Origin of the sequence: Pseudomonas sp. AM8, assembly GCF_036346475.1 — a bacterium.
GTDB classification, from domain to species: Bacteria; Pseudomonadota; Gammaproteobacteria; order Pseudomonadales; family Pseudomonadaceae; genus Aquipseudomonas; species Aquipseudomonas marginalis.
In genome coordinates this window covers 50,227-73,935 of the sequence record NZ_JAOTNX010000020.1, presented here as the reverse complement: position 1 = coordinate 73,935, position 23,709 = coordinate 50,227, and the positions used below count along the sequence as shown (strand labels likewise).

At 60.1% G+C, this 23,709-nt stretch carries 27 protein-coding genes and 1 pseudogene; 4 read left to right on the top strand and 24 right to left on the bottom strand.

Annotated elements, in window-relative coordinates; genetic code table 11:
- Window position 1 precedes the first annotated feature (1 nt).
- From flgG to flgB, 6 genes are read right to left on the bottom strand one after another with little or no spacing between them, the layout of a single operon-like run.
- Complete coding sequence (gene flgG, locus V3W40_RS32230) at window positions 2-787, bottom strand: flagellar basal-body rod protein FlgG (RefSeq protein WP_330208544.1); 786 nt, start codon at window positions 785-787, stop codon at window positions 2-4.
- A 13-nt stretch (window positions 788-800) separates the two neighbouring features.
- Window positions 801-1,526, bottom strand: a complete 726-nt coding sequence (locus V3W40_RS32225; RefSeq protein WP_330208545.1) for a flagellar basal body rod protein FlgF — start codon at window positions 1,524-1,526, stop codon at window positions 801-803.
- A gap of 9 nt (window positions 1,527-1,535) precedes the next feature.
- Window positions 1,536-2,723, bottom strand: coding sequence for a flagellar hook protein FlgE (gene flgE, locus V3W40_RS32220; RefSeq protein WP_330216358.1), 1,188 nt, complete (start codon window positions 2,721-2,723; stop codon window positions 1,536-1,538).
- Between the two features lie 31 nt (window positions 2,724-2,754).
- The gene (locus tag V3W40_RS32215; protein ID WP_330208547.1) at window positions 2,755-3,426 is read right to left on the bottom strand and encodes a flagellar hook capping FlgD N-terminal domain-containing protein; all 672 of its coding nucleotides are present in this window, start codon (window positions 3,424-3,426) and stop codon (window positions 2,755-2,757) included.
- Window positions 3,426-3,854 (bottom strand): flagellar basal body rod protein FlgC, encoded by a 429-nt coding sequence (flgC, locus tag V3W40_RS32210; RefSeq protein ID WP_330208548.1) that lies wholly within the window; start codon window positions 3,852-3,854, stop codon window positions 3,426-3,428. Before flgC ends, V3W40_RS32215 begins: the two co-directional genes overlap by 1 nt.
- Window positions 3,855-3,860: 6 nt before the next feature.
- On the bottom strand, window positions 3,861-4,232 hold the full coding sequence (gene flgB, locus V3W40_RS32205) for a flagellar basal body rod protein FlgB (protein ID WP_330216357.1): 372 nt from the start codon (window positions 4,230-4,232) through the stop codon (window positions 3,861-3,863).
- A gap of 89 nt (window positions 4,233-4,321) precedes the next feature.
- Between flgB and flgA the strand changes: the two genes are divergently transcribed.
- Window positions 4,322-5,110, top strand: coding sequence for a flagellar basal body P-ring formation chaperone FlgA (gene flgA, locus V3W40_RS32200; RefSeq protein ID WP_330216356.1), 789 nt, complete (start codon window positions 4,322-4,324; stop codon window positions 5,108-5,110).
- Between the two features lie 211 nt (window positions 5,111-5,321).
- Window positions 5,322-6,230, top strand: coding sequence for a lateral flagellin LafA (gene lafA, locus V3W40_RS32195; protein WP_330208551.1), 909 nt, complete (start codon window positions 5,322-5,324; stop codon window positions 6,228-6,230).
- Window positions 6,231-6,482: 252 nt separating this feature from the next.
- On the opposite strand, the pseudogene V3W40_RS32190 reads toward lafA, so the two are convergent.
- A pseudogene (locus V3W40_RS32190) lies at window positions 6,483-7,549 on the bottom strand (IS630 family transposase).
- A gap of 95 nt (window positions 7,550-7,644) precedes the next feature.
- Here V3W40_RS32190 and V3W40_RS32185 point away from each other — a divergent pair.
- Both V3W40_RS32185 and V3W40_RS32180 read left to right on the top strand, forming a co-directional pair.
- On the top strand, window positions 7,645-8,475 hold the full coding sequence (locus tag V3W40_RS32185; RefSeq protein WP_330216355.1) for a winged helix-turn-helix domain-containing protein: 831 nt from the start codon (window positions 7,645-7,647) through the stop codon (window positions 8,473-8,475).
- Window positions 8,472-8,924: a hypothetical protein gene (locus V3W40_RS32180; RefSeq protein WP_330208553.1), complete on the top strand. Its 453-nt coding sequence runs from the start codon at window positions 8,472-8,474 to the stop codon at window positions 8,922-8,924. Before V3W40_RS32185 ends, V3W40_RS32180 begins: the two co-directional genes overlap by 4 nt.
- 12 nt (window positions 8,925-8,936) lie before the next feature.
- Here the strand turns inward: V3W40_RS32180 and V3W40_RS32175 are convergent, their stop codons facing one another.
- From V3W40_RS32175 to V3W40_RS32095, 17 genes are all read right to left on the bottom strand, one after another.
- The gene (locus tag V3W40_RS32175; RefSeq protein ID WP_330208554.1) at window positions 8,937-9,860 is read right to left on the bottom strand and encodes an OmpA family protein; all 924 of its coding nucleotides are present in this window, start codon (window positions 9,858-9,860) and stop codon (window positions 8,937-8,939) included.
- Window positions 9,857-10,729: a flagellar motor stator protein MotA gene (gene motA, locus V3W40_RS32170; protein ID WP_330208555.1), complete on the bottom strand. Its 873-nt coding sequence runs from the start codon at window positions 10,727-10,729 to the stop codon at window positions 9,857-9,859. Before motA ends, V3W40_RS32175 begins: the two co-directional genes overlap by 4 nt.
- Before the next feature lie 9 nt (window positions 10,730-10,738).
- Window positions 10,739-11,449 carry a FliA/WhiG family RNA polymerase sigma factor gene (locus tag V3W40_RS32165; RefSeq protein WP_330216354.1) on the bottom strand — a complete coding sequence of 237 codons (711 nt, stop codon included), beginning with the start codon at window positions 11,447-11,449 and terminating at the stop codon, window positions 10,739-10,741.
- Between the two features lie 6 nt (window positions 11,450-11,455).
- Window positions 11,456-11,968 carry a flagellar basal body-associated FliL family protein gene (locus V3W40_RS32160; protein WP_330208557.1) on the bottom strand — a complete coding sequence of 171 codons (513 nt, stop codon included), beginning with the start codon at window positions 11,966-11,968 and terminating at the stop codon, window positions 11,456-11,458.
- Between the two features lie 69 nt (window positions 11,969-12,037).
- Window positions 12,038-13,141: a flagellar hook-length control protein FliK gene (locus V3W40_RS32155; RefSeq protein ID WP_330216353.1), complete on the bottom strand. Its 1,104-nt coding sequence runs from the start codon at window positions 13,139-13,141 to the stop codon at window positions 12,038-12,040.
- A gap of 3 nt (window positions 13,142-13,144) precedes the next feature.
- Window positions 13,145-13,441, bottom strand: coding sequence for a hypothetical protein (locus V3W40_RS32150; RefSeq protein ID WP_330208559.1), 297 nt, complete (start codon window positions 13,439-13,441; stop codon window positions 13,145-13,147).
- Entirely contained in the window at window positions 13,428-13,823 is a 396-nt protein-coding gene (gene fliS / locus V3W40_RS32145; protein WP_330208560.1) for a flagellar export chaperone FliS, read from the bottom strand. The genes V3W40_RS32150 and fliS overlap by 14 nt, the downstream gene beginning before the upstream one ends.
- Window positions 13,820-15,124: a flagellar filament capping protein FliD gene (gene fliD, locus V3W40_RS32140; protein ID WP_330208561.1), complete on the bottom strand. Its 1,305-nt coding sequence runs from the start codon at window positions 15,122-15,124 to the stop codon at window positions 13,820-13,822. The genes fliS and fliD overlap by 4 nt, the downstream gene beginning before the upstream one ends.
- Before the next feature lie 367 nt (window positions 15,125-15,491).
- Window positions 15,492-15,935 carry a flagellar protein FlgN gene (locus tag V3W40_RS32135; RefSeq protein ID WP_330208562.1) on the bottom strand — a complete coding sequence of 148 codons (444 nt, stop codon included), beginning with the start codon at window positions 15,933-15,935 and terminating at the stop codon, window positions 15,492-15,494.
- A complete protein-coding gene (gene flgM / locus V3W40_RS32130) occupies window positions 15,932-16,207 on the bottom strand; it encodes a flagellar biosynthesis anti-sigma factor FlgM (protein ID WP_330208563.1) in 276 nt (91 codons plus the stop codon). The genes V3W40_RS32135 and flgM overlap by 4 nt, the downstream gene beginning before the upstream one ends.
- 78 nt (window positions 16,208-16,285) lie before the next feature.
- Window positions 16,286-16,711 carry a flagellar FliJ family protein gene (locus V3W40_RS32125; protein WP_330208564.1) on the bottom strand — a complete coding sequence of 142 codons (426 nt, stop codon included), beginning with the start codon at window positions 16,709-16,711 and terminating at the stop codon, window positions 16,286-16,288.
- 2 nt (window positions 16,712-16,713) lie between these two features.
- Entirely contained in the window at window positions 16,714-18,036 is a 1,323-nt protein-coding gene (gene fliI / locus V3W40_RS32120; RefSeq protein WP_330208565.1) for a flagellar protein export ATPase FliI, read from the bottom strand.
- Window positions 18,037-18,038: 2 nt separating this feature from the next.
- A complete protein-coding gene (gene fliH, locus V3W40_RS32115) occupies window positions 18,039-18,719 on the bottom strand; it encodes a flagellar assembly protein FliH (protein WP_330216360.1) in 681 nt (226 codons plus the stop codon).
- A gap of 11 nt (window positions 18,720-18,730) precedes the next feature.
- Window positions 18,731-19,780: a FliG C-terminal domain-containing protein gene (locus V3W40_RS32110; RefSeq protein ID WP_330208566.1), complete on the bottom strand. Its 1,050-nt coding sequence runs from the start codon at window positions 19,778-19,780 to the stop codon at window positions 18,731-18,733.
- Window positions 19,755-21,464 (bottom strand): flagellar basal-body MS-ring/collar protein FliF, encoded by a 1,710-nt coding sequence (gene fliF / locus V3W40_RS32105; RefSeq protein WP_330208567.1) that lies wholly within the window; start codon window positions 21,462-21,464, stop codon window positions 19,755-19,757. Before fliF ends, V3W40_RS32110 begins: the two co-directional genes overlap by 26 nt.
- Window positions 21,465-21,483: 19 nt before the next feature.
- Window positions 21,484-21,819, bottom strand: a complete 336-nt coding sequence (locus V3W40_RS32100) for a flagellar hook-basal body complex protein FliE (protein WP_330208568.1) — start codon at window positions 21,817-21,819, stop codon at window positions 21,484-21,486.
- A gap of 18 nt (window positions 21,820-21,837) precedes the next feature.
- Window positions 21,838-23,208, bottom strand: coding sequence for a sigma-54 interaction domain-containing protein (locus tag V3W40_RS32095; protein WP_330208624.1), 1,371 nt, complete (start codon window positions 23,206-23,208; stop codon window positions 21,838-21,840).
- Between the last annotated feature and the right edge of the window lie 501 nt (window positions 23,209-23,709).

The following is a 23,709-nucleotide window of genomic DNA, read 5'->3' as shown; positions in this document are numbered from 1 at the left end:
ATCAGACGGTCTGATTGAGGAACTGCTGCATGCCGGACGCAGCGTCCAGCACCTTGGCGTTGGCCTCGTAGGCGCGCTGGATGGCGATCATGTTGACCATCGCTTCCACCACCTGCACGTTCGAGCCCTCCAGCACGCCCTGCTTGAGGGTGCCCAAGCCTTCCTCGCCCGGTACACCTTCCACGGGCTCTCCACTGGCGACGGTTTCTTTGTACAGGTTGCCGCCGAGGGCCTCGAGGCCGGCCGGGTTGATAAAGTTGACAAGGGTGATCTGACCCAACTCGCTAGGCGCGGTGTCACCCGGCAACACCGCGGTCACGGTGCCATCGCTGCCGACGGTAAAGCTGCTGCTGCCGGTCGGCACTTCAATAGCCGGCACCAGCGGCAAGCCCTGCGAGTTGACCATCATGCCTTCGGCATTCAATTGCAGCTGGCCGTTCTCGGTGTAGTAGGTGTCGCCATTAGGCGCTTCCACCTGCAAAAATCCGCGGCCGACAATGGCCAAGTCCATAGGTTGCCCAGTGGTTTGCATGCTGCCTTCGGTAAACACCTTTTGCGTACCGGCCACCCGCACACCGCTACCCAACTGAATGCCCGACGGCACGGTATTAACCGCATCGGCCTGTGCGCCGGGCTGCAGGTCGATGGAATAGAACAAATCTTCAAACACCACGCGGTCGCTTTTAAAGCCGGTGGTGTTGACGTTGGCCAAGTTGTTGGCCACAGCCGACAGGGCTGTGTCCTGGGCGGCCAGGCCGGTTTTGCTGACCCAAAGTGCTGTGCTCATGGAAGTGCTCCGGTTAGCCGCGAATCAAACGGGTGCCGGCCTCGGACAAATCCTCAGCGGCTTTCATCATCTTTACCTGCGTTTCAAACAGGCGGTTCAGGCTCATGGTCGCGGTCAACTGGTCGATGGCCGAAACGTTGCTGGTTTCCAGGTGACCACTGACCAGGCGCACGTCTTCGCTGGCTTGCGCCGGCTGACCATCCTTGCGCACTAGCAGGCCGGCCTGGTTTTTCAACAGCTCGGCAGCGGGGGCGTCCACCAGCTTGATGCGGTCCACGTCGGCCATCACAAAGTCGCCACGCGGCATGATCGACACGGTGCCGTCGTTGCCGATGGCCACGCTGTCGTACTCCGGCAACACAATCGGCCCGCCCTCGCCCAGCACCTGACGACCGTTGATGGTCAGGCGCCCTTCGTTGTCCACCAGCATGTTGCCCTGGCGGGTGTAGGCCTCGCTGTCGCCTTCTTGAAGGGCAATCAGGCCGGCGCCACGAATGGCAAAATCCAGGTCGCGGCCGGTGGTGGTCAGCGTGCCAGGGGTCATGTTTACGCCGCTGTTTTGCGGCAGCGCCAAATGCCGGCTGTCATAGCCGTAACCCTGCACGTCCACGGTTTCGGCGCGTTCCATGTCGGCGCGAAAGCCGGGGGTGTTGACATTGGCTAGGTTATTGGCGCGTACGCCCAAGGCACTCATGGTGCGGCTGGCGGCGGTCATCGCGGTGTAGCCCAAACGATCCATGGATCACCCTCAGATGGCGCTGAACAGTACTTGATTGAGTTCTTTGTCGGTGGTCAGCACCTTGGTGTTAGCCTGGTAGTTGCGCTGGCCTTCCATCAGGGTCACCAGTTGCGCGGTGAGATCGACGTTGGAGCCTTCCAGCGCGCCGGTAATCACCGAACCAAACTGGCCCACACCCGGTGCGCCAATCAGTGCCGCGCCGGAATTGCTGGTTTCGGTCCATGCCGTGCCGCTGACGTTTTTCAAGCCTTCGGCATTGGCAAAGTTGGCCAACAACACCTGGCCCTGCAGCAGGCGTTCGCCGTTGCTGTAGTTGACGTAAATCTTGCCGCCCTCATCTACCGCAACGCCGGTTTTTTCGCCGGAGGCATAGCCAGATGCCTTATTGGTGGTCACGGAGAAATCCGAGCCGTTCTGGGTGGTGCCGGTGAAATCAACGGCGATGGCCAGCGGGTCGACACCGCCGGCCAGGCCGGTGGCGTTGACGGTCACCGGCGCAGTCGGGGCGGTCAGCATGCCGGCAGAGTCGAAGGTCATGTTGGTAGCGCCCGCGGCGGCGCCATCGACAAAGTTGTGGCTGGTCCAGGCGTTGTCACCGGTCTTGGCGAAGTACTGGGTGAGCGTGTGTTCCTTGCCCTGCGAGTCGAACACCTTGGTGGTGTAGGTGGAGTTGTAGGTGGCGGAATCGGTCACATCAAAGGCGGCGGCCGGTACGGTTTCATCGGCATCCAGGTTGGCCACAAAGCTCAGGCTATCGGTGGCCTTGGCCGGCAGGCTGCCGGTTTTCAGCTGCAAGTCGCTGATGGTGCCGTTAAGCAGATTGCCGTCGGCATCGGTGGGGTAACCCTGCAAACGCTGGCCGGAACTGTTGACAACGTAGTTGGCGGTGTCGGTGCCGAACACGCCGGCGCGGGTGTACTGCTGCTCGCCGGTGGTGCTTTTCACCACAAAAAAACCGCCGCCGGAAATCGCCAGGTCAAGGCTGCGACTGGTGGAGGTGAGCGAACCGCCGAGGCTGATGCTCTGGGTATTGCCGAGCACTTCCACGCCCATGGCCTGGCTGTCGGCGTACACGCTGCCAAACTCGGTGCGCGAAGATTTAAAGCCAACGGTGCCGACGTTAGCGATGTTGTTGCTGACGGTATCGAGTTGGTCAGTCACGGCGTTGAGGCCGGTAAGGGCAATGTTAAAGCTCATGTAGGGTCACCTTGTCGGTAGAAGAGATAGATCAGGCCGGGCGAGTGCCGGCGCCAAACTCAACGATGTTGTAGAACGGCACCGAACCAATGCCCTGCACCTCCAGCACCGGGCCTTCACTGCTGACCCGCACATTGCTGACCACGCCGCCGATTTCCACTTTGGGAATTTCGCCGCTGCTGGTTTTGATCGCCACTTCGTACTTGCCAGCCGGCAGGTCGAGCGCTTCAGGGTCGATGTTGAAACTCATCAAACCGGCGCTCTGCGGGCCCAACTGCACCTCTGTGACCACGCCGCTAGCATTGGTCAACTGCAAGGTGGTGGTGGACGAGTTGTGCTCAAGATTGGCCTGGCCGTTCAGCGTGGTGCTGGCGAGCTGCACGCTGCCGGCCGAGACCATCACCTGGTGGCCCACCAGCCCGGCAGCGGTGAGATTTTGCAGGTTGTCGGAGAGCACCAGGCTGTTCTTCTGAATGGTGTTGAGGTTCTCCAGACTCTGCACCTGCGAGAGCGCCGAGTACTGGTTAATGAACTGCGAGCTGTCCACTGGGTTGGTCGGATCCTGGTACTGAACCTGGGCAACCATCAGGCTGATGAAATTGTTCTGCAGCTCGGACACATCATTAAGATTCACCGCCCCGGTTGGCAGTGCCGTGTCATTGCTATTGGTGGTGTTCGTGGTTGTTGCGCCAACGTTAGCCATCAGGCATCTCCCAGTTTCAGCAGACCCTGCTGCATGCTTTTCACACGGTTGAGCACTTCAACGTTGGTTTCAAAACTGCGTGAGGCCGAAATCATGTCGGTCATCTCTTCGATCTCGTTGACGTCGGGGTAGAACACATAGCCATCGCGATCAGCCAGCGGATTGCCCGGCTCATAACGGCGCTGTGGATCGCGCCCGGACTGCACTACATCCAGCACCTGCACATGGGCGCCGCCCATGCCGGCATTCCGGCTCAGCTCGCCGTTTTCATACACCGCGGCAAACATCGGCTTGCGCGCCTGGTACACATCCTTGGCACTGGTGGCGGCTGAATCGGCGTTGGCAAGATTGGACGCCACGGTATTGAGGCGCACGGTTTGAGCATTCATCGCCGAGCCTGCGATGCGGTAGATCGAATCGAATGCCATGGGTGTTTACCGTCCTTCGAGGGCTTGTTTAATGCCGCGAACTTTCATGCTGAGAAAGGTCAGGCTGGTCTGGAAATCCATCGAATTGCGCGAGAATTCCGCTTGTTCGACGCTAAGCTCCACCGAGTTGCCATCCTGCGATGGCTGGGTGGGCACGCGGTACTTCAGTTCGCTAGCCTGGGCATTGTTGCTGACCATCAACTGCATGCTGAACGCGCTGTTCAAGCGCGACATCTCACCGGCGAAATCGACGTCGCGGGCCTTGAAGCCCGGGGTGTCCTCGTTGGCTAGGTTGGCCGCGAGAATTTCGCTACGCTGCATGCGTAAATCCAGGGCACGTATGTGCACGCCCAGCGCTTCTTTAACCCGTATACTCATCAGTCCAACCCTCGCGGCATCGTTTTGCTAATAGGGCTAGAGCACGAACCGTGCCGGGCTGCTAAACCGATCATATCTGGCTGATTTAATTGAACAATTCAAAATCATTTGACTCGCACAATGGCGCGCTGCTTCCGCATTTGCGACGCGCTTGGCGACCATGCGGAAAGGCGCTTTCCGCTGTTTTCCTGTTGCTCGGGGTGAGCGCGTCTGGCCTAGCTGCCGGCACGACACAGCAACAAATCGAGCAGGCGTTGGAGCAGCAAATGCAGCAGCTGATGGCGCACATGGCCAAGCAGCGAGGCTGGCAAAACTCGCAGGTGCAACTGCAACACGAACTGCCCGGTGTGTTGCCTGCGCAGGTGTGCGCGCAGCCGCTTTTGGTCAAGCGTACGGGTGACGATCCATCGCCACTGGCGCGGCAGCGGTTTGTGCTGAGCTGTGCCGATGCGCCGGGGTGGAAAGTGAATGTCAGTAGTCAGGCGACGGTGTTTGTGCCGGTGGTGTTTTCGCGTGTTGTGTTGGAGCGCGGGCAGAGCATTACGGCGGGGGATGCGCAGGTGCAGGCGGTGAATATCGCCAAGGTGTCGCGGGGTTATTTCAATGGGGTTGAGCAGGTGGTGGGGTTGAGTGCCAAGCGCCGGGTGCGTGAGGGGCAGTTGCTCAGCCCTGCCCTACTGACTGGCAGGGTGCTGGTCAAGCGTGGGCAGCAGGTGGTGATTCAGGCTAGCCAGGATGGGATTCAGGCCAAGGCGGTTGGGGAGGCGTTGGGGAATGGGCAGTTGGGGGAGGTGATTCGGGTGCGCAATCTTAGCAGTGAGAAGGTGATTGAGGGCAAGGTGATTGAGGCGGGGGTGGTTAGTAGTACCTTTAGGTAGGGTGTTTTCCGTGGTTGGGGGGGGCGTTATTATTCGTTGAGGGAATTCACCAAGCCGGATATCCCCCAGTGCAGCCATCTCCCCGCCCGCCCCCCCCAAAAAGAAAATTCAATTCCCCCCTTAATCCAACCAATCGACCTGTCGCCTTACCTTTTCAGCAGGCGATCACAGCCAGCTCTACCCAAGCCCACTCGCAGAAAGGACTACCATCATGGCTCTGTCGATTCACACCAACTACTCCGCTCTGGTTACTCAAACCAACCTGGGCAAAATCAACAGCGCATTGTCAACCAATCAACAACGGCTGGGCACTGGCTACCGCGTAAACAGCGCAGCCGACGACGCCGCGGGCCTGCAGATTGCTACCCGTCTGAGCGCCCAATCCCGCGGCATGGCCGTTGCCACACGCAATACCAATGACGCCGTTTCGCTGTTGCAAACCTCCGAAGGCGCACTGAGCGAAATGTCCGACATCGTTCAGCGCATGAAAGACCTCGCCACCCAATCTGCAAACGCCACCGCCAGCTCTGAAGACCGCGACGCCATGCAGGCGGAGTACGACCAACTGGGTCAGGAACTGGGTAACGTTATCAAGAACACCAAGTACGCCGGTGAAGGCCTGTTTTCCGACGGCGGCGCTTCGGCAGTAACCAACGGCTCGGCTGGTAAATTCTCGGCTGCCCTGGACTTCCAGATCGGCGCCAGCGCCGACGAAAAACTGACATTGAACGTGAGCACTTCGCTGACCGGTCTGACGACGTCCCTGGCTACCCTGTCGGCTCAGTACGCCACCCCAGACAGCACCACCCCAGGTACTGAAATCGCTGGCGCTAACGGTTCCGCTGCCAACGGCATAATCACTACCCTCAACGATGCCCTGAATGACATCGGCGCCCTGCGCGCTCAGTTCGGTGCCAACATCAACCGTTTGAACCACACCGCCAACAACTTAGCAAACATGAAGGACAACACGGACGTAGCCCGCGGCACCATCATGGACGCTGATTTCGCTTCGGAGTCGGCCACCATGACCAAAAACAGCATGCTGTTGCAGTCTGGCATCTCGATGCTCAAGCAAGCCGGTCAGATGCCAGGCATGGTTATGTCTCTACTGGGCTAAGACCCCTGTACCGCCAGCAACAACAAACGCCCCGACCTGTTCGGGGCGTTTGTTGTTGCTGTTTTATCCAGAGGCCCGACGTTTAGCAAAATGTTGAGATTATCTATAAACATCCGACCTGTAAGAAATTTCCGGCATAGCCCTTGATGCAGCCTTTTTTTGACGCCAAGATACCGATCACTTTCTAGTTTTTGTATCAGCTTGATGAGCGCGAGCAAAGCACCTAGTGTGCCGTCTCACAAATAAAGCTCCTCATGCCTGTGAGGCCATTGCCTGACGGGCTCGCTGTATCTTGTTCAAAATATCTTCTCCTTTGGCATTCCAGACGTAGCGAGTCGGCTGCGCATTTCGCAATGCCAGGAACGTGGTGATCGAGCTTTCCAGTTCGCGAACCGAACTGAAACTGCCGTCACGCAGGTATACCGTGATGTCGCGAAAGAAGCGTTCAACCATGTTCATCCATGAGCTGGAAGTCGGGGTGAAATGCATGTGGAAGCGTTTATGTTTTTCCAGCCAAGCCTTCACTTTTGGATGCTTGTGGGTGGCGTAGTTGTCGACGATCAAATGCAGATGAAGATGCTTGGGCATTTCTCGATTGATCTTCTTGAGAAACTCCAGCCATTCCTGATGCCGGTGTTGGCGCTCGATGGAACTGATCAAGCGCCCCTGAAGATAATCCAGCGCAGTGAACAAGGTGACGGTGCCATGGCGGACATAATCGTGCGATTGCGTACGGATATGACCGATCCCCAAAGGCAGGCCTGGCTGGGTGCGCTCCAAGGCCTGAACCTGGCTTTTTTCATCGCAACAGAGCACCAATGCCTTATCTGGCGGATCCAGATACAGCCCAATAACGTCCCAGAATTTCTCTTCGAAGTTGGGATCGTTGGACAGTTTGAAAGTGCGTGTCAGGTGCGGTTTTATATCGTTGGCGGCCCATATGCGCTGGACGCTGGCCGGTGAGATGCCGGCGACTCGCGCCATGCTTCGGCAGCTCCAGCGAGGTTGACCAATACGCGGTTGAACCACTTGCTCAATGACTCGGGTTAGCGCCTCGGGTGACAAGGATGACTTGCGCCCGCGCCCTGGCTTGTCGATCAAACCGTCTAGTCGCTGTTCTTGAAAACGCTGACACCAAAGAGTGACCGAGCGCAGAGAAAATCCAACCAAGTGGGCTATTTCAACCCGCGAACAACCTTGGGCGGCCAACAGGATCACCCGGGCGCGACGACCATCACGTTGGCTTATGGTGGCAGACCTGTGCGGCGGCTTAGTTCGGCGTGTTCTTCGGGACTCAGGACAATATCTTGGGCGCTCATCTGTTCGCCTCCGAGGATGTGATGACCGAGAAAGCATAGCCAATTTTGCAGAGAATTTATTTTAGAGGCAGGACACTAGGTAGGTACATATGACTATGACTGAAACCATGCCGCGCATCGGAGTCCAGGAAGTTCGAGCTGCTTGGATCATCCGTACCGCGCGCCCGGAAGGCAGCCAAGCGCACTTTCACCCTGAGCGCTATCAATTGGTGCTCAGCCGAGAAGATGTGCAGGAAAAAATCGACCTCGGTTATTCCGGAAGTCGCTTACTTGAGCGCCTGCTGCAGGTACCTGGCGAAGTGGTCCGCCGCGACGAATTGCTGGTCTACGCTTGGACCGACCGGGTTGTCGGCCAGGGCAGCCTGAACCAGCAGATCTATTCCCTGCGCCAAGTGCTGGGCGATGAGAAAAAGCGCGACATCATCCAGACCCTGCCGCGGCGCGGATATATGTTCAACCCGAAATTCCTGGTCAACCTAAACTTCGTAACGGACCAGTCAGAGGCCGATTTCCCCACGCCCCCGGTATTACCGCGCCGGAAAAACCGCACTCTTTTCCAACAACGTATCGCCACCTTGATGATTGCCGCCACCACCTTGGCGATCCTCGCGCTGATAGTCTTTGCTTATATCTACCACGAGCTGTTTCATTCTCAGGTGTTAGTGGCCGAGCGCGATATCAGCAACAAACATTTCGTGTATACCGCCACCACGCCGCATGCACTGGAACAGTTGCGCAACGACACCGGAGGGCTGACCGAACGCCTGGCCGGATTAGTGGAGCAACCGGTGCAATTTCGCCTAGGCGCCAATGCCGGTTTCTTTGAGTTGCTCTGTGTGCAGCGCGATAGCACGCGCTGGATGATGATCAATCGTGCGCAGCTGACCAAGGTGAAAGACGAGCAGCTGCGGAGCTGCCTGCAATGACCGCAAGTAAAACCTGCCGCTGGTATATAGGCGGCGCGGTGCTGGCAGCAGGGGCGCTAGTGGCCTTGCTGGTGGTGTGGGTGAGCTTCAAGACCAGTCATGAATTCAACGGCCGCTACAGCTCCAGCGGTGACGTGGTGCTACGGGACGGCCAACGCATTGAGATCAACCACACCTTGCTTATCAAGGACGGCCGCTTCTACGCCGTGACCCGCCAGGGCATGAGCATCATGGAAACCTCCGGCATCGTTGAATCTGCCTTCCTCAACCGCCTACGCTTAAGGGTGGGGAAAGGCAAAGCCACCGACCTGGACGCACTGGGCAATATCGACAACGACCTGCTATTCAACCTGATGTACGGAGGCGAGGTGGACTCAGTGATCAACTTGAGACCTATCGGCAACTGCTACTTCGCCGTGGAAACTCGTCAGTTGTACTGCGCTGATTAACGGCCAAAAACCCTACGGCTGACCACCCTCAAACTCTGCCCCTTGCTGTGAAAACTTCACCCGCGCATAACTCTCGCCAAACAACTGCCGGTACAAATTCTCAGCGCTGTCGGTTAGCAGCAGCACTTCAATACGTCGGTTAGTGCCGTCTTTCGGGTCGTCGGAGCGCAGCGGCATGACGTCGGCCTGCGCCGCCACTTGCAGCACATTGCTGCCTGGCATACCGCCTTCCACCAGCACATTGCGTGCGCGCAGGGCGCGGTCGCCGGAGAGGTTCCAGTTGTCGTAGCCGTTACGTTGGCGGTATTGCACAGCATCGGTGTGGCCGCTGAGAATCAGCTTATTGTCAACCTTGGCCAGCACGCCGGATAAAGCCACCAGCAGGCCTTTGAAGTGCGGGTTGAGGGTGGCGCTGCCACGCTCAAACATAAATCGGTTCTGGTCGTCTTTGATCAAAATACGCAGACCCTGCGGCACCACGTTGACTTCGATATTGGCCAGCGCATCGACCTTGCCGGACACCTCGCGAATCAGCGCCGCCAGCTCCTGTAAGTCGGCGGTGGACTGGTAATGCCTCAGCGCCTGCTCGGCAGACGCGGTCTTGGCACGACCGGCCTGCCCAGTGCCTTGCAGATGCACCTCAGGTTTTGCCGGCATCGGCATACCGTCCAGCTCGACGGGGGTTTTGCTGGTGCCGTCGAACACTCCGGCGCCACCGTCCACCAGCGGGTTGGCTTCTAGGTCGCCAGCGGCCGGGTTTTCCATATGGTTTTGTGGCTGCACGATCCACAGCACCATAAACAGCGCCATCATGGCCATGGTGAAATCGGCAAAGGCCACTTTCCAGGCACCGCCATGGGCTTCTTCATGGCCCTTGCGGCTGCGCCGCTTGATGATAATTTCGCGGTCTTTGTTGTTGCCGGCGCGACTGTTCATACGGCGTCCCTTTCTTCCTCGTATTGGGTCACCCAGATCTCAAGCTGTTTGAACGCAGGCTTGACATCCTGCTCGATCAGCTTGCGCCCGGCGTCCACCGCCAATAGGGCCGGCTTGCCGGCCACGTGGGCGACCAGGGTAGTGCGCACGCACTCCAGAGCCGACAGTTCGGTTTTGATCCGCTGGGTCATGGCGCTGGAAAGCGGGTCCATCAGGCAATAGCAGCAGAAGATGCCGAGAAAGGTGCCGACCAGTGCGGCCGCTACGTGCGCACCAACTTCGGCCACCGAGCCTCCGATATTGCCCATGGTGATCACGATGCCCATGATCGCCGCCAGAATGCCAAAGCCCGGCATCGCTTCTCCGACCTTGTGCAGCGAGCGCGCCGGTTGCAGCAGTGCATGCTCCATAGCATCCAGCTCTTGCTCAAGAAAGCCTTCGAGTTCGTGAGCGCTGATCTTGCCCATGGCCATCAGGCGGAAGTTGTCGGCGATAAAGGCCATCAGGTTTTTCTCCTGACGAATCAGCGGGTACTTGGCGAACAGCTCGCTTTGCTCGGGCTCTTCGATATGCGCGTCGAGCACCTTGAGGCCGCCGGCGTCGACCATCTCCAATAGTTCGTAAAGCATCATCAGCAACTGGCGCTGAAACTCTTCCCCGCGGCGTTTGTACACGCACACAGCTTTGAGCTGCACGCACATTTCATGCAGCACTTCCTTGGGGTTTGCCACCACCAGGGTGCCGATACCGGCACCAAGGATGATCAGCATCTCGGCCGGCTGCCAAAGCATCGATAATACGCCGTGGGCCATGGTGTAACCGCCCAATACGCAGCCGACGATAATCAGCGCTCCAATTAACTTCTGCATACCAGTACCTTAGGCTTTGTCGGTTAAAAAACGGCAGGCCTTGGCCAGCGCTTGTTTGCTTAACTGGCACACGCGGGCGTCAGTCAAGTCCAGCACCAGCGCGATCTCTTTGAGGCTGAGTTCGTGCTGGTAGTACAGGGTCAGAATCAACCGTTCTCGGTAGTTCAGCACGCTGAGTGCCTGCTCCAGCAAGCGCTCTTTGTGCAACCGGTCTTCAAAGCCGGCGGTGGCCTGGTCATGGCCGTTTTGCAACAGCTCGTCCAGGCTTTCGATGGCTTCGCAGGCATCGGCGCTCAGGTAGTCCTGGTAGCGGTTAGCATCCAGGCCGGTGCTGGCGAGGATTTCTTCCTCGGTTGGCACGCGGCCCATGCGCCGGGCCAGGGCGCGAATCGCATCGCGCACTTTATGTACCTGTTGGCGCACCTGGCGTGGGCGCCAGTCGAGGCGGCGCAGTTCGTCCAGAATTGCGCCGCGAATGCGCAGCGCGGCAAAGCGGCCAAATTGCTCGTCGGGCTCGCCGTAGCGGCGCAGGCTTTCGAGCAGGCCCATCAAGCCGATCTGCTCCATGTCTTCACGGTCCATGGCTTGGCTGGCCTGCAACGATAACTGGTTGACGATGTGTTTCACCAGCGGCAGGTACTGGCGCACCCAGCGCTGTTCAGCCCCAGGGGCGAACAGGGCGCGGGGCATGGGCTGGGCGGCGCAGTCGACGGCATGCATGGCGGCTTATTGCACAAGCATCTTGCTGACCAGCACATGCTGGAACGGCGCGACGACTTTGCGGCTAGCGAAATCCGCCAACAGGGCGGTTTCCAATTGGCTTTGCAGCGCGGGAATGGTCAGGCCTCGCAGCTCGTCGAACTTCATCGCCGACAAGTACGCAACGGCAGAACTGCGCACCATGGGGTCGGCCTGCTCGAGTTTTTTCGGCTCGGCATCGGCTTCGGCTTGCAGCACCAGGTCAAGCACAAAGTAATGCTCACGCTCGCCGCCACGCAGGCTGACGATCACTTTCTGCACCGGGAAAAAGGTGAACTCCTCAGGCTCGCCAGGCGCTTCGGTAGCGGCCAACGCCTGGGCGGCTGTTTCGCCACCGACAGGTGCGCCGGGTGCGGCTGGCGCTACTGCGGTGCCGCCATGCAGCAGCGGTTTGAGCAGCAGGTAGTTGGTCACCACGCCGCCCAGCACGACGACCATATTGAGGACCAGCATGATAAGAATGACCCGAGGCACTGCCATAAAAAACTCGCTATCCAAGTGCTGCAAAAAAGGCCGCGCGCTGGATGCACGTGGCCGTTAAGGGGTGAGTTACACGGTCACCAGAATGTCGTCGCCGCCGGCCTTGCCTTGGCGCTGTTCGGTTTCCAGGACTGCGGCCGCCGCGATAACGGGCTCCTCCAGCGGCAAGCGCTGACGGGCGTGTTGCTGGCTTTGCTGGCCGGAACTGTCGGACGACACCTGCACGTTCACTTGCAAAAAGTTTTGCCCCACCAGCTCCTGGCGCAGGCGTTCGCTGGTGTTATTCAGTAGGCGCGCCACATCGCTGTTGGCGGCGGATATCTGCACCGTCAGGCGCCCGGACTCGTGGCTGAGCAGAATTTCCATGCTGCCCAGCTCCGGCGGATCGAGACGGATGGTGGCGCTCTGCACCTTCTGCTGCAGTTGCAACTCCACGTTGTCGCGCAGCGCTACCAACATCTGCTCGCCCCACTTGGCCTCGAGCGATTGCAACTTCAGATGCCGCTCCAGCTTCGGCGCCGCGAGGTCTTGGGGAGCGGCTGTACTGGTAGGTGTCGGGCTGCCTATGGTCAAGGCCGATACCGCTGCCGTACCGCTGGCATCGGCGCCAGCGGTGGCGTTCGCCGATGCTTGCTCGGCAGTTGGCGCGAGGGTGGCGAGCAAGGCCGTAAGCGCGTCGCTGTTGCTGTCCTGATTAGCTGCAGGGGCCGGGTTCTGCGCGGCGCTGGCCGTGGGGCTCAGCACGGCGAGCTTGCCGCTCAAGGCAGACGACTGCGGCTGCACGGGCGGCGGTAATGGCTGGCCGGTAACCCCGTCAGCCTGCGGCTTGTCAGCGCCCAGTGCCACGTCACCATCACGCGCCTGCACGGTGGTCATGCGTTGGCCGAGCATGGTCAGCAGCCACTGTTCAGCGCTCAAATCCTGCTGCACGCTGGGGTCCGCTGGCAGTTTAGTGAGCCCATCATGCAGCTCGCCCGGCTCAACCGGCAGCGCTTCAACCTCGGCAGGTAGTTCGTCCAGCACCGGCGCAACAGTGGCCAACAACGCTTGCGCGTCGAGCACAAACCCTTCGCCGGTCATCGGCGCGCGGTTGCTTGCCTGGCTTTGCGGCGCGATGGCCTCTTCATCCGGCAGCGTGGCGCCAGCGGGCGGCGTGTTGATCAGTTGCAGCACAGGTTAACTCCGGTTCAGCAGTTCGACGCGCTCATAGGCTGAGCGCCCTTCGGCGTATTCCAGGTGCGAGAGCATCAGTTGGCGCACCCGTTCACATTCGTCCCCGCAGGCCTGGTAAGCCTTGGCGTGCAGGTGTTTGAGCTGCTGTTGCAAGCGCAGGCGCTCGATACTGGCGGGCGCCTCGCGCTGCAGTTCCTCGCGGATGGCAGCGTCGACCTCGCCGAGCGCCAGCCAGTCACGCGCCAGTAGCACCTGCTGCAAGCGCTCGTGCAGCAGGCGCAAACGTTCAACGCGCGGCACTGACACCTTCCCAGCCCTCGCGCAGGGTGCCGAGCAGGCGCACCACTTCGTCGAGGTCGCTCAGCGACAGGCTCACGCTGACGTCCGACACCCTGTAAATGCAGTAGTCGTACAGGCGCGCCAGGCCCTGCACCAACTCACCGCCCTGCTCGTAATCGAGGGCGCTGTTGAGGCCGTTTAGAATGTTCAAGCACTTTTCCAGCGAGCGGCCTTTGTGTTGAAAGCGCTTGCCTTCGATATGCCCTCGGGCGCGGGCCAGCTCGTCGAGCAGGCCGTCAAACAGCATAAGCACCAGCTCGTAGGGCGAGGCGGAGGCGGCTTTGGCTTCCAGGTCTACCGAGCGGTAGCTGTCGTAACCGTCGTTCAGGTTGTAGGTATTCATACGAACAGGCTGCTGGTTTGTTCCATGGCGGTCATGACTTGCATGAGGTTGGTGTACTGCTTGAGGTAGCGGCTGTACGAGCTGTCGTAGCGCACCTGCAAGGTGTCGTAGTCATCGTTGATCTTGTTCAGCTTGTCGTTGAGGCTGTTAACGCGGTTGGTCAGCAAGCCATTGGTGCTGCTGGTGTACACCTTGAGCGAGCTATCCAGGCTGTCGAGCAGGTTGCCTTTGCCGGTGAACAGCGCTTCAAAACCGTCCGGGTCGGCGGTGATGGCTTTCTCAAAGGCCTTGGCATCCAGGGTCAGCTTGCCGGTGTTGTTGGCGCTGACGCCGAAGTTGATCAACGAGGTGTCGCCGAACGTGGTGCGCACCAGGTTGTTGACCACCGACTTGATCGCCACCACGCTGGCGTCACCGGCCAGCGCGCCACGGGTGGTGCTGTCGCTACCGCTGGCGGTCAACGAGCCGATGCTGGTCATCAACGTGTTAAAGGCATCGATGAATTTTTGCAGTTTGTCTTTGGTGGCCGACACGTCCTGGCCGATATCGACGGTGAGCAAGTCGTCATCCGGCCCGGTGACCTTGTTAAAAGTCAGGCTCACGCCGGTGATCGCGGCATCAAAGGTGTTGCTGCTGTTGATCAGCTCCACGCCGCTCTCGCCGCCCAGATAAACGATGGCGTCCTTGGCGGTGGACAGTTGCTTGCGGCTGTCCACCGCGCCTTGCACGGCGGCGTTGTCGCTGCTCAGGCTGATGGCTTGATCGGCGCCGGTTTTTTCACTGGTGAGCACCAGATTCACCTGGCCGTTGCTGCGCACCAGGGTGGCCTTGAGGCCGGTGTTGTCGCTGGCGTTATTGATCGCCGTGGCCAGGCCATCGAGCGTAGTTATGCTGCTCATATCGACGGAAAAGCTCTCGCCGTTCTGGCCCAGGGTCAGGCTGCCGCCGCCCAGGTTGGCATCGGTCAGGCCCTGCAACGCCACCTGGTCTTTGCTGGCCAGCTGCTTGACGAAAAACTCATAACTGCCGCTGACCGCACTGGCGCCGACGCTGGCCGTGGCCGCGCCTTCGCTGCTGAATTTGGCGCTGTTGATCAGCATGCTGTCGGCGCTGGTACTGGTGCCCTTCAACGCCTTGGCGGCGGAGGCAAAGGTACTTAGCGCGGTTTTCAAATCGCCAACCGCCTTTAACTCGGCGTTGTATTTAGTTTGGCCACGCGCGGCACGCGACTGCCCGGCCTGGACATCGTACTGAGCCAGTTGCGTTGCCATCTGTTGCACGTAGTCCGAATCAATAGCCATGTTTAAGTCTCCCTCTGATTTGCTTTTAGCAAGTTCGGTGCCAGCCTATAAGGCTCTGATTTATATGGAGTTAACTCTAATCAATGGAGAAGAAAAACTTCCGCCTGGGCGACGTTGTCAGGTACGAGGAAAGCCCGTTTCCGCCCCTGTGCGCGCGCAGGCCCACGGGGTAAAACAGGCGACCGTTGAGGGGGATTTATTAAGGTAAGTTTGGCGTGGAGAAGAATGTTTGCAGGCCGGGCCAAACGAGGCAGAAGCCTCTCCCACAAGAGAACGCGCCCCCCTGCGGGGCTTCAGCCTCGATGCTTTTGCATCTTGGGAATGATCGGGCCAACAGAGGATGCAGGGCGGATATCGCCCTACGGGGTTAATACGGATGCTGCCCGTACAACCCGCTGTCGCTCTGCTGACTAAGCAACTGGGTGAGAATGTCATTGTGCATGGCCAGCAATTGCCCGTTGCGCTCGTTCAGGCGCTGGCATTGGCTGGCGAGTTGGCCGAGTTGGTTCCAGCACTGTTGCAGCTGGGTTCGTCGCACGCCAGGGTAGAGTTCGAACAGGCAGTACAGCCCCGGCGCATCGCCCTGCAGGCGAAACGCGGCCAGGCCTTTGCTGCGCCGTTCGGCGCGCATGCGAGCGTCTCCAACCAGCTCGGTGACTTGCTGGTTAATTACATCAATGCACGGCATGTCACGGCTGAGCAAGAATTCGTAGAGCTCTTGCATCAGGCCGCGCAGGCGCAGGTAGTCGGCGCAGTCCTTCTGAATATCGCGCTCGAGCACGCTCAGCAGTTGCTCGCGTTTATCGCTCACGCATCGCTGCCGCGGTGGTAGGCCAGCATGCTGCGCGCTAAGGCGCCCAGGTCCAGGCTAATTTCGCCGAGTTGCAGGGCGGCTTTGATCTGCTCAACCTTGGCCATATCGATTTCCGGCAGGCTGCCGAGTGCATCTTGCAGTTGCTCAAGCGGCAGGCTTTCGCTCCTGGCCGCGTTGACGGTTTTCTTTTGCGCGACTGTGCCAGAAGCCACAACAGCAGCTTCGCTTTGGGTGGCAACGGCGGGCTTGAACGGCCGGGTGATTTCCATGATTGCGTCCAACGGAGGTGGTTACTGAGCAACAGGCGACCGATCTGCGGCGCGAGTTAAATCAATTTGCAAAAAAACTTACGAAACCTGCGCCCGCCACCACGCCTGCGCCGCCAGGCCGTCCTGAATTTTCTGCTCCTGGCGGGCCAGCAGATCGTGCCACTGGCTCATTTTGCTGTCGATGAGCTGGGTGATTACCTTCTCGTTGCACATGGCGCGCAGCAGTTCGGCCTGGATGCGCCCGAGAAATTCTTCCGCCACACCCAGCTCGCGACGTTGCAGTTCAAGCATCTTGAACAGCGTGGCTTTGTACTGCTGCTGGTTGCTGCATTGCAGTGAGGTGGTCACCGGCACGCTAAACCCGCACAGGCGGCTGAGCCCGGTGATGTTGTTGCGGTAGCGCTGGCACAGGTTGCGTTGGTAGTTCACCCGGCCCATCACTTCCTGCACCTTGCAGCCGCGCAGGCTGGCCAGGCGCGACAGCACGTTTATCTGCTCTTTCATGGCTATTTGAGGATGCTCTGCAAGGTGGCGAGGCTGACACCCAGTTCACTCCCCTCGCCCACTTCCTGGCGCAGGAAGCGCTCAAGGGCGGGGGCCAGTTGCACCGAGCGGTCGGTTTTGGCGTCCATGCCCGGCGTGTAGCCGCCGAGTGGGATCAGCTCTTTGATTTTTTCAAAGGTGCTGTACAACTCTTTGAAATTTCGCGCCGCGCGCTGCTGGGGCATGGCGCTGACCTGGTTCATGCAGCGGCTTACCGAGGCGCTGATGTCAATGGCCGGGTAATGCCCGACATCGGCCAGCCGGCGCGACAGCACAATGTGCCCGTCGAGAATGGCGCGGGCGCAGTCAACGATCGGATCTTGCTGGTCGTCGCCCTCGGCCAGCACGGTGTACAAGGCACTCAGGCTGCCGCGCGCATCGGCGCCGTTGCCGGCGCTTTCCACCAGTTCCGGAAGCATGCCGAAAACCGAGGGTGGGTAGCCTTTGGTGGCCGGCGGTTCGCCGAGGGCCAGGGCGATTTCACGCTGGGCCATGGCGTAACGGGTGAGCGAGTCGACCAGCAGCAACACATCATTGCCCTGGTCGCGAAAATAGGCAGCGATGCTGTGGCACAGCTCGGCGGCCTTGAGGCGCATCAGCGGCGATTCATTGGCTGGCGCGACCACCACCACGGCCTTGCGCAGCCCTTCTTCACCCAAGGAATGCAGAATAAATTCCTGCACCTCGCGGCCCCGTTCGCCGATCAAGCCGACCACCACCACATCGGCTTTGGTCTGACGGGTAATCATGCCGAGCAACACGCTTTTGCCCACGCCGCTGCCGGCAAACAAGCCGACGCGCTGGCCTTTCCCGACGGTAAGCAAGGCATTTATGGCGCGCACGCCGACGTCCAGCGCTTCAGTGACGGGCCGGCGTTTGAGTGGGTTGACCCGTGGCAACTCGGTGGGCAGCAGGTCGCGACCGGTGAGTTTGCCCAGCTCATCCAGCGGCTCGCCGAGGCCATTGACCACCCGGCCCAACCACGAGTCGTCGATGCGCAGCGCGGTTTCTTCTTCGGCGGGAAATACCCGCGAGCCAGCGGTCAGGCCCATGGGTTTTTTAAACGGCATGAGATAGGTGATATCGCGGTTAAAGCCTACGACCTGGGCCTCCAGCAAACTGCCATCGGCCTGTTCGACCAAACAACGCTGGCCGGTCATGCGCCGGCAGCCGAGGCTTTCCAGCAACATGCCGGACACCCGCACCAGGCGCCCGCTGACCTTGGCCAACTGCACCGCGTCGAGCGAGCGCAGCGCTTCGTCGAGTTTGAATGCGCCCAAGGCCATGGTTATTCGCCGCCCCGCACATGTTCAGTGAGCGTTTCCATGCAGCTGTCGAGCCGCTGCTGGCAACCGATATCGGCTTCGGCCTGGGCGGTGACCACCCGGCATTCGCCCAGCCCCAAACGTTCATCGGGAATCAGCCGCCAAGAGCTGGCGCGCTCGGGCGCCAGCTCTTTAATGCGCGCGCACTCTTCCGGACTTAGCAGAATCTGCACCTCGCCCTGCTCGCCCGGCATGGCCGCCAAGGCTTCTTCGGCCAGGCTCAAGAGCTGGGTGGGGTGCAGGGTCAGTTCGCAGCGGATCACTTGCTTGGCGACCTTTTCCACCAGTTCGAGCAATTGCTTTTGCTGCGAGCGTTCGACGTCTTCGGCGTAGCGGCGAAACTCGGCGGCCATGGCGTCCAGCGGCTTTGCCGCGGCGTCGAAGGACTGACGGCCATCGTTGCGACCACTGCGCAAACCGTCTTGGCGGCCCTGTTCAAAGCCTTCGCGCTGGCCGGCGTCCTGGCCTTGTTGCAGGCCGTCGAGGTAACCCTTTTCCAGGCCCTGCTGAAAGCCGTCGGCAACGGCGCGCTGCAATAGCGCCGGGTCGCCATTCCACTCGCCGCCGGGCAATGCGTTGCAGCGCGGCGGAAAGCGAAACGGCCGCCAGTTGCGCACATCGCCTTTCAGCACTTTGGCGTTCACCAGTGGCGGCTTCATTCGACGGTCGCCTCACGGAACAGCTGCACTTGCAGCTCGCCTTCGGCAGACATTTCGCGCACCACGGCCATGATGTCTTTTCGCACCTGCTCGACGCGGCTCAACGGCACCGGGCCCTGGCGACGGCTGATGGATTCCATCTGCTGCGCCTGACGCTTGGGCAACGCGCCCTGAATGGCTTTGACCAGCGCCGGCTCGGCGCCTTTGAGGGCTACCACCCACTCTTCCAGCGGGATGGTTTCCAGCAGCACCTGGAGCACATCCGGGTTTTGCCGTGAGAGGATAAAAAAATCGTACATCTCGTCTTCGATGCGCGTCACCAGGCCTTCGTTGTGCGCACGCAGCAGCTCGAACATCTGGTTCCGGTCGCCCTTGAAGCGGTTCATGATGTCCGCCGCCTGCTTCACCCCACGCACTTGCGAGCCCTGGGTGGACAGCACGCTCAGACTGCGGTCGATCAACTGCTCAAGCTCGGCGATCACATCGCTGTTCACCTCGCTCAGGTTGGCGATGCGGTACAACAGCTCGTCCTGGCGGTCCACCGGCATGCACTCGAGTACATCGGTGGCCATGCCCGGCGGCAAAAAGGCGAGAAACACCGCTTGCATCTGCGCATGTTCCTTGGCGATCAAGGCGGCGAACTGGCGTGGGTCAATCCACTCCATCTTGGCCATCTTGGCGCGAATTTCTTCGCCGTAGATGCTGTCCAGCAGGTTGCGGGTGATGTCACTGCCCAGCGCCTTGCCCAGCATGCCGGACAGGTAGTTGCGCGAAGCACCCTTGATGCTGCTCTGCTCTTTGTAGTCTTCGAAAAAGCGCCCGATCACGTCAGATACCATCGGCTGCTTGATATTGGACAAGCGCGCCATGGCCTGGCTGATGCCGACGATTTCTTCGCGGGTCAGGTGCTTTAGCACGCCAGCGGAAATATCGTCACCCATACTCAGCATCAGAATCGCCGCCTGTTCCATGGAATTGATCGCACGGGTGGCAGGGCGCGGCTTGAGGGCACGGCCGTCGTTAGGCGGGTTTGAGATCTCGGTCATTTCGGCCTATCCAGTGTTTGATCACTTCCGAGACGCGCTCGGGGTCGTTTTTCGCCAGCATTTGCAAATGTTCCACCTGCATTTCCAGGCCGGAGCCCGGCGCTGGCAGACGGATTTCCGAGAGCGGATTGAGCTCGCCGAGAATATTGATACCGTGCAGCGCGTCCTCGGCCCGCGGGGTCGGGTTGAGCTGCATACGGCGCTCGCCCTCGCGGGCCAGCATCAGGTCAGGGTCGCTGGCATCGGTCAGGGCGGGCAGCTGGCTGCGCTGGGTGAGGTTGCGCACCACAGGGCGCACCACCATCAGCAACAGCAGCAAGCTGATCAGGCCGAAAACGCCCAGCTTGATCAGCGCCAGCACTGACTCCTTCTCCCACCACGGCAAGGCTTCGGCAGGTGCCAGCTCGCTGGCGGTGAAGGGGAAGACGCTGAGGGTCACGCTGTCCCCGCGCTTTTCGTTAAAGCCGACGGCACTTTTGATCATGGCTTCGAGGTCGCTGCGCGCCTTGTCGGTCCAGCCGCCCTCGGGCGCGTTGGCGGCATTGAGCACCACCGCCACACTTTGCTGACGCAAGGCGAAGGCCGGGTATTTGATGTGGGTGACGCTCTGGTCGAAATCGTTGCTGCGCGTGCTTTCGTTACGCGTCGAGGTGGCGGCCTTGTTCTCGGTTTTCAGCGCTTCGGCGGTGTTCGCCTTTTTCGGGTCGGCAGCCTTGGGGTCGGTAGCTTTAGGGACCGCTGGCGGCGTGGGAGCCGGGCGGTTGCTCAGCGAACCAGGCACACCGAGGGCCAACTGGTCGAGGGTGGTTTCTTCGCGAAGCACCTCACTGCGCAAGCGCGGCGCCTCGCCGTAGGCCTGAAAGGTTTCTTCCTTCTGGCTGAAGTCGATGTCGGCGGCCACGCTGATGCGGTAGTTGTCGTTGCCCAGAATCGGCGCCAGCACCTGTTCGATATTGGCCACGGCTTTCTGCTGGTAGTCGTCGACCACTTCCCAGTTCTGCGACGGCCCGCTCCAGGCGCCGATGCCGCGCGAGAGCAGCGCACCGTGCTGGTCGACCACGCTGACGTCTTCGGGTTTTAACTGCGGCACGCTGGCGGCCACCAGGTTGACGATGGCGGCGACCTGCTCGGGCTTGAGTTTGTAGCCGGGGTCCAGCTGCAACATCACCGAAGCTTTGGCCGGAGCGCGGTGGCTGACCACAAAGGAGCTGGTTTCTTCCAGTGCCAGGTGCACGCGAGCCTGTTCGATGCCTTTAAGGGCCATCACGGTGCGCGCCAGTTCGCCTTCCAGGCTGCGCTTGAGGCGCACGTTCTGCACAAACTGGCTGGTGCCCAGCGGCTCTTCTTTATCGAACAGTTCGTAGCCTGCCGGCACTGCCACTCTCACGCCTTTGGCGGCGAGCAACATGCGCGCCCGCGCCAGGTCGGGCTCGCGCACCAATATTTGCCCGCTTTGTGGGTGCAGGTGATAGGGCACGGCTTCGGCGTCGAGCACCTGCATGGCTTCGGCAGCCGGAAAGTTTTCCCCGGCGCCGTACAGCGGGCGGAAGGAATCGTTGTCACGCCACAGCGAATAGACCACTGCCACGGCAATCAGCGCGGCAAGCGCGGCCATGCCCAGCAGCGACAGGCGCGGGTCAAGTTTGAAGTTGGCGGGTAACCGGCTTTTGATTTGAGCTAGCACGTTGTTTATCCCACCCCCCTTAAAGGGGCATTCTCATGATGTCGTCGAAGGCACCGCTGAGCTTGTTGCGCACTTGCAACAAGGCGGTAAAGGACAGGCTGGCTTTCTGGCTGTCGATCATGGCGCCGACCAGGTTTTCGCTTTCACCGCTGTCAACTGCGGCCATCGATTCGCTGGCTTTTATCTGCTCGGCATCCACTGCGCGCAGCGCCTGTTCAAACGAGGCGCCGATGCCGGGTTGCTGTTGGGTACCGGGAAGTTGAAGCGCCGTTTTGATCGCCTCGCCCTCGGCAATCTGGCTTAGCTGATTAAGCTGGCTGAGCAAGCCCTGTTGAACCGTACTGATCGCACTCATGGTGTTTCTCCCTTGGGTTTAAACCGGCACCTGCACGCCCTGCTCACGCATGGCATTCAGGCGATACCGCAGCGCGCGGGTGGTCATGCCCAGGCACGCTGCGGCACGGGTTTTATGGCCGCCGCAACGGCGGATGGTGTCGATCACATGCTGGTATTCGGCCCACTTGCCGCTGGCGCGCAGGGCCGCCTTGCCGACCTCGCCGGGCGGCAGAATGGCGAACAGCGGCTCAGCGGCAGGCAGGCTGTCGAGGTTCAGGCCCAAGTCGCGCGGCTGAATAAACAAGCCGTTGCGCAGCACCAGGGCGCGTTGCAGGGTGTTTTCCAGTTCGCGCGCATTGCCCGGCCATTCGTAGCTGAGCAGCGCCTGGCAAGCGTCGCTGGTGAGCAGGTTATCGCTGGTTTCCTGCGGCGCGTATTGGCGGATAAACCGCCGCGCAAGGGGCAGCACGTCTTCTTTGCGCTCACGCAGCGGGCTGATGTGCAGGGGCAGTACGTCGAGGCGAAACATCAGGTCGGCGCGAAACCGCCCGGCGGCCACTTCGGCCTGCAGGTCGCGGTTGGTGGCGGCGACGATGCGCACGTTCAGTTCAATTTCCTTGCGCCCGCCGAGGCGCTCCACACGCTGCTCTTGCAGCACGCGCAGTAATTTGGCTTGCAGGCCGAGGGGTAACTCGCCAATTTCATCGAGCAGCAAGGTGCCGCCATTGGCCAATTCGAATTTGCCCGGCTGGGCAGTCACGGCGCCGGTAAATGCACCGCGCTCGTGACCAAACAAAATTGACTCGAGCATCTGCTCGGGAATGGCCGCGCAGTTCACGGCAATAAAAGGTGCGTCGGCCTTGGCCGTGGAGAAGCGGTGGATATAGCGCGCCATCAATTCCTTGCCGGTGCCGGTTTCGCCGGTAATCAGGATTGGCGCGCGGGTCGACGCCACGCGTTGTGCCATGGCCAGTAAACGGCGGCCAGCCTGCGAACAGGAGACAAAACCTTCTTCGGCGTTGCTCGCGTGCTCCTGACGGAGCAGCAGCGCCGTCACCTGGCTTTCACTAAAGGGGGCGAGCAAGTAGTCGACACAGCCGAGCTCTAACAAAGCAGAGGCCTTTTCCTGGTCGGCGTATTCAACGATGGGCACCAGGCTGATGTTCCCGGTCTGGCGCAATAAGGCACCGGCCTGGGCATACAGGTCGGTCGCGTTCTGGCCACTGACAAACACAAACAGCAACCGCGCGCTTGCCAGCAACGGTGCGTCCAGCTCGGCAAAGCTTTCGCAGCGCCGCACACAGCAACGCTGCTCGGCCAATTGCTGGCGCAACAAGGCATAACTGGCTTCATCGCCCCGCCCTATCACCACCACTTGGCGATTGGCCGCGGGCGCATCAAAGTGCACTTGGGCTGGATATTGCTTCGCTTGGCTTAGACTGTTCAAGGTCAATTACCTGAGTTCGTCGCGCAGGCACTCGCTGCTGTTTATACACGCGGCGCAAGTGTGAACGGGCAGCACGAAATTATTTCTCCATAACCCTTTAATACCACTGCAATAGGGTCGCCTTTTACATCTGCCGCGGAACTATTTATATACTCGCTACGCCCGATGACGTGCGGGATCAGCTCGCAGGAAAAATCCTACACAAGAGTGTCGCCATTCACAAAATCACTTGTGCTTAATTAAAATCAAGCCGGCGCAAGGCCTGTCAAAAACAGCATTTGATTTCTATTGATTTAAATTTTCCCCCTTCCCACGCCATGCTGCGCCCCATGCCACAGCGTCCCCACGGGGTGTCCACGGCTAAGTCGCGTTTTCGCCACTGCAGCCTTGGTGGCAGCGCATCAGTCCCCCTGAAATCTTTTGCAGCGGGTTCTGCGGGCAATTCAGGACTATGGCCTTAAC